This window comes from Pseudomonas edaphica (genome assembly GCF_005863185.1).
Classification (GTDB): Bacteria; Pseudomonadota; Gammaproteobacteria; order Pseudomonadales; family Pseudomonadaceae; genus Aquipseudomonas; species Aquipseudomonas edaphica.
The window spans coordinates 1-5,897 of sequence record NZ_VBVZ01000391.1 but is presented as its reverse complement, the minus strand read 5'-3'; the positions used below and the strand labels follow the sequence as shown (position 1 = coordinate 5,897).

At 60.5% G+C, this 5,897-nt stretch carries 2 protein-coding genes; both read left to right on the top strand.

Annotation, left to right across the window (positions count from 1 at the left end; all coding sequences use genetic code 11):
• The first annotated feature begins 70 nt into the window (after positions 1–70).
• Positions 71–1,840, top strand: a complete 1,770-nt coding sequence (locus FEM54_RS22270) for a methyl-accepting chemotaxis protein (RefSeq protein ID WP_420875326.1) — start codon at positions 71–73, stop codon at positions 1,838–1,840.
• A 90-nt stretch (positions 1,841–1,930) separates the two neighbouring features.
• Positions 1,931–5,897: dermonecrotic toxin domain-containing protein (locus tag FEM54_RS22265; protein WP_138453049.1), on the top strand; the 3,967-nt coding region annotated here is incomplete at its 3' end.

Here is a 5,897-nt window from a genome sequence, read left to right as displayed (position 1 = left end):
GCGCAACCTGGCCGCGCGCTGGAAAGCATTGGATATCCTCCACACCCCAACCCCTGCCGCCCAGGCTGCAATGGACAAAGTGGATGCAGGCAACCCGATGATTATGCAAAGCCTGCAAGGCTTGGGTGAAGCACTCAAAGCCCGCAACGCCAGCGCCGACACGCTTGCGCGGTTTGAGGCATTGCAGGCGGCGGTCAAGGGCATGGACACCCAGTCCCTGCGCACCGTGGGCTGGTGGCCGGACGGCTACGACCGTTTCACTGCTGCGTTGACGGCGCTGCAAACCTTGCGCGAGCAAATCACTCTGGATACTGGCCTGATCCTCGATCCGTGGCTGGAAACCTACCTGCTGATGCAGATCTCCACCCAGCACACCCCGAACCTGATCGAGCGCATCGGTCGCACGGCCAGCGTCGGCCAGTCGTCCATCGCTTCGGGGCAGTTCACCTTGCAAAGCCGCTTGCAGATGCGCGACCTGCGCGGCCGTATTGGCGATGCACGTGACCAATTGGCCAAGGCCGCCGCTTCGCTCAAAGCCAAGCAATATCCTGGGATCGAGCCGTGGACGGCGCAATATGACAGCAGCCTGCTGCTTCTGGATAACGAACTAAAAACCTTGGATGAAGGCGTGTTTGGCGGCACCATCAAATTGGACACCGCCGCCTTCGACCGCAGCGTCGACAGCATGTTGGGCGCGTTGGGGGCGTTGCGCAGCCAGTCGCTTAACTCACTGGATACGCGCCTGAGTGACTACCGCGAGCGCTCGCTCCAGCACTTTATTCCGGTGGCGGCGACGTTCAGCCTGCTGGCCCTGGCCGCGTTGTACTTGTTTACCTGTCTGCAAGCCTCGATTCGCCGCAGCGCCAGTGGCATCACCACACTGGCCGAGTCGTTGCGCGACGGTAACCTGTGCGTCGAAGTGGCGGTAGAAGGGCGTGATGAATTGGCGGCGATCAGCCGGGCGCTCAACGTTGCGGTGGTGCAATTGCGCACCAGCCTGCTGGGCGTCAATCACGAAACCCAGCAACTCGGTTCTGCCGTACTCACACTTAACGCGCAGTCAGGCAGCACCCTCACCGAGGTGGAAGACCAGCAACACCAAATCAGCCAGATTGCGGCCGCCGCGACCCAATTAGCCGCCACCTCCATGGGCGTGGCCAAGAGTTGCGAACAGGCCTCGGGCAGCGCGCAGCACACAAGGCGTATCGCCGAAGACAGCAGCCGCGACAGCCTGCGCACCACGGCAAGCATCCAACAGCTCAACCAGCGCCTGACCGACACCGCCAACGCCCTGGAACAGGTCAGCCAGCAGGGCCAGCAGATTCAATCGGTGGTCGACACCATTCGCGGCATCGCCGAACAGACCAACTTGCTGGCGCTCAACGCGGCCATCGAGGCTGCGCGTGCGGGCGAGCAGGGCCGTGGGTTTGCCGTGGTGGCCGATGAAGTGCGCAGCCTGTCGCAACGCACCCAGGCGTCCACCGCACAGATCGCCGGCACCGTGGACAGTTTGCGCGCGACTGTCAGCCAGGCGGTCAGCCTGATGGGCGCGGCGTGCGACCAGGCACTGACCGACGCCGAATCCGTCACCGGCCTGGGCACCCGCCTGGGCGAAATTGCCGGTGCGGTGCAACACGTCACTGACACCCTGGCGCAGATCGCGGCTGCGGTGGAAGAACAGGCTGCAACGGCGGATGAGGTCAGCGGCAATATCCAGCAGGTCGACCAGGCGGCGGGGCGCTTGCTGGACGGCGCACGGGCGGTGAATCAGGCGGCCGATACCTTGCGCAAGGGCAGCCTGGCGCTGAGTGATAACACGGCGCGCTTTCGATTGGGCTGAGGCGCGGGCAGGTCAACAATATCTACCGCAGATACGCTCGGGCTGCGTCTCATGCTGAGGGTTCATTCCATCAGTATGAGGACCGTGCCCATGAGCACGCCGAGCCCTACATCCGCGTCACCGACGTTTCAGGAAATTCGTACACACCTGCTTGAGATCGACCCGGGCCTGCGCACGCAAACCCAGGAGCCTGTCGTATTACCTGCCGAACTGCATGCGCTGGAACAACTGAACACCACCCTTATCAGCGCCAACAACGTCCTGTTGGCGAGGTCACGCAGCTTGTTCGAGGCATTGACGGAGGCAGATCTCAGCCAAGCGGCCGGCAAGACGTTGCTTGCCCAACTCAAAACCGACTTGGACAAGCACCTGCTGGGCCTTGACGAAGTCAGCACGGTGGGCATTCAAGGCCGCAAGAGCTACCTCACCCAGGCGGCCGGTCTTGGCGCGTTGGAGCAGCAAGCCAAACTGGATGTGCGTGATTACCTGCTAAGCCCTGCCGAACAGCGCATGGTTGAAGACTGCTCCCGAGGCCCGACCTTTCGTCCTGGCATGTACTCGCTTCATTTCAGCTACCAGGACAAAACCGTGGAATTTGCCGGGGCCTTCGTTCTTACGAGAAAGTCCAGCCCAGTCGTGGACAACCTGACGTCGGTAGAAAACCTCGGCCAGGTCTTGTTGTTCACGCCAAACAGGGGGCTGGAGGCCTTCGACTCTCTGGTGCAGCTCGACCAGAGCCTCAAGGCGACTTTGGCGCTACCGGCGGGTCGAGCGGAGTTCTGCCGACATTTGCCTGTACGTTATCAAACGCTGGATGTCGTCGATATCTGGCCCTTGCAATTGCTGCCCATTGACGGCGAGCCACTGTTCGAACACACCTACAACGCGATTATCGACAAGCGCAGCCAGGACATCGAACTGGCATTGAGCCTGCTGGACAACCCATTGCACGAGGCAACGCAGCTCAAGTCAGCATTGGACAACGCGGTGACAGCAGCGCTGCCAGACTTGTCGTCACGCTTGGCGTTCAGGCGCCAACAGCTACTCGAGCGCGGCGTCTATAACAGCCTGCCGGATTGGTATCGCAACGCGGCTGTGACGGACCAGCAAACCCTGAGTCGTTGCATGCAGGATTACAATCAGGCCCGGGCTACCTATATCGAGCTGCTGGGGCCTGTTGCGTCGCCTCAAGCCCTGGCAAGTTTCCAGTTGACCGAGTATCTGGACGAAGCGCTGGAAATCTACGACCTGGACCCGCGTCACCTGAACATCACCACCCGACGCAACGTCGCCAATGTCGGCACCTATGAGCAGACCCGCAATCTGGTGCAATTAAGCTATGACGGGCTGCATACCGACGACGAGTTGCCCGGCTCTGATTTTTTGACCACGACCGCCCTGACCTATGCCGACGCGCCACTGCAAGGTGACCATGCCGTTCTGAGTGCGCAAAGCCTGCTCCACATCCTCCGCGAACCTGGCCTGCAACCGCGCCTGGACTATGCCGCGCTGCAAAAAAAAATGCAGGCCGAAACTGGCTACAAGCAGGCCACTCGCGACCTGTTTGATCATCGCCTGGTGTTGCTTGCCTTTGTCGCCCGGTTGCGAGGCGACCTGAGCCCGGCAGACCACAGGTTGTTCGAAGCGTTGCGGGCCGGTACGAACCCGCTCCTGTGCGCACGCACCGTGCTGCTGCATGGCGCGCAACTCAAAGACCTGTGGTTATTGCGCGAGGAAGATGCCAACGGCCAAATCCGACGCTTGCTGTTGTGCACCCCCGATTCGCCACGTGAGCGACAGTTCCTGGCGTTCACCACCGAGCTCGAATGCCAGGCGCATATCATCGGTTGGGCCGATGACAACACCCGGTTAAAGGGTCGCACCATGAGCGACTACCTGTTGGAGCAATGCCCGCTGCGTTTTCGGCCGAAGATGCACACGTTCCTCAAAGGCTTGGGCTTCAGGCCCGACGCAAAGGAACATGAGGAAGTGACATTTGGCCCTGTGTGCTCCCACACGATATGCCTGGACGCCATGGTCATGCATGGGCAAAGCGCAGCGCAGGACGACTACGAATACAGCACCCCGCTGTGGTATCGCTCAGCCCAGGCGGCGGACCGAACCCGGTTGACCAGCCTTGCCGAAGATGCCGCAGGTGCCTTGCGCGTCTATAACGCCATGCCCGATTCAGAAGCGAACTTCATTACCTTCAATGCCTATCTGCACGATAAAGCCAAACTCAGCCTGAACACGCTGCTTGGTCGCCGTCAGAATGATATCGACCCGGATAGCGTGTTTGTGTCGGCGCCCTGGCCGTTGCTGGGCGGTGCGCCGAAGCCCATTTCCTATACCCGGCTGTACAGGGACGGTTACACGGATAACGTCGGGTTCATCGACCCGAAATTCTCCACTTCGGCCACGTTCAGCGGGCCGGTGGGCGTGGACCTGAGCCGTTTGACCCCGCAGAACGTATCAAGGGCGGTGACGGGTGTATGGATCGGGCAACGCTACACCGACGAAGTGCGCGCCAACTTGCAAAGCGCGAGCAGTCCCGGTTACGCCAAACGGCGCGACGCCACCTTGACGATCACACAACTGCAGATGAAGTACGCCGCACTCGATGGCTGCCTGCGCGGTCATATCGCCCGAGCCGACTTGACCTGGTTGGAGCGTGCGATCGACAGCCTTGGCGACACAGCGGCGGCGACCCGCTCGACTTATCAGGTACATCGCCTGAGCATTGACGGCGATTGGGTGATAGGCAGCTACCTGTTCAGCCATGCAAGCAACCCGGTTTTGCTCTACACCCCCAACGCACCCGATGGCATCGGTTTTCGTGAAGCGAAGCTATTCAACTACTGGCTGAAAAAGGTCGACGGTGTGTCGGACTACCTGCAGGGTCGGGTGCCGGTCCCATCTCAGGTACGGATCGGAGCGTTTCTGAAGACTGCCCGCAATGGCTTACCCGAAACGATTGACCGTACGACCCCAAGCCCGGCGCGCTATGACCGGATAACCCCGGACACCACCGTGAGCGACCCGCGCAATGATTTTTACAACATGGTGTTGCAGCGCAAAATAGACGATGTAGTTGCCACCACGGTCAATCGCACGGAGATGATCACGGGGATTCTGTGGACGTGCGTCGAATTGGTCACTGCCATCGCCACTATCCCTTTTCCCGTATTGAGCCTGGGCCTGGGTGGTTTGCTGGCGTTCAAGGACGCGATGCTCGCTATCAGTGCCTACCAACAGGGTGACACGGGCGAAGCCTTGAAACACTACATTGGCTACCTGGCCAATGTGGGCGGCGCTGTGCTGTTTGACTTTCGCCCGGCCCTTAAAGCACTGCGCGTGCGGCCGGTGACCAAGGCGCTGAAGCAGGCCACGCTGATCAACGATATAGACCCCGGCATTGCTGCCGGAATGAAACCTGTGATGTTCAATTCCGAGCAGTTCTGGATCAAAAACACACCGGACTCCCTGGGGCGGCATCTGCTGTTTCGCCGTGACCCAGTCACCGGGCAAATGCAGTCAACCACACGTGTGGTCAACCAGAACAGCGATGGCCATTGGGTGCGCTTCACGACTCCGGGAGGCGGGCGCCATACGCTACTGCGCGAAGAGGTCGACGAGTTACTGGTGCCCTACGAGATTGCACCCGAGCAAGGGAAGTACTTCAGGCGCGCGCTCGACCTTGAATATGTGCGCATCGTTACCAGCCCTCCGGACGACGCCATTGCACAGGGCATAAGTGACGGGGCCTATCTTCAGTTGAAGCCTCTACGCGACAGCTATCTCGATCAGATGAAACACCTGACTCAAGACGCGGACGCGTTTTATGGCTCGCCTCCAGCGCGCCCGGACCGTAGCGGCTTGCCGGTGCTGGCACCGGATTCCAGCCCATCTACTGCGCTTGCCACCCTGTTTCCATTCAAGAAGCGGCTGATCATTGGCGCATCCAATACCAGCGTTGCCAGTAAGCAATTACTCATCGAAAACCTGCCAGCCTTGAAAGCGCAAGGGCTCAAGCGCGTGTACGTTGAAAACCTGCCGG

Coding starts and splice junctions, on each gene's coding strand:
- FEM54_RS22270 (WP_420875326.1), top strand. CDS start 71: ATGGACAAAGTGGATGCAGGCAACCCGATGATTATGCAAAGCCTGCAA.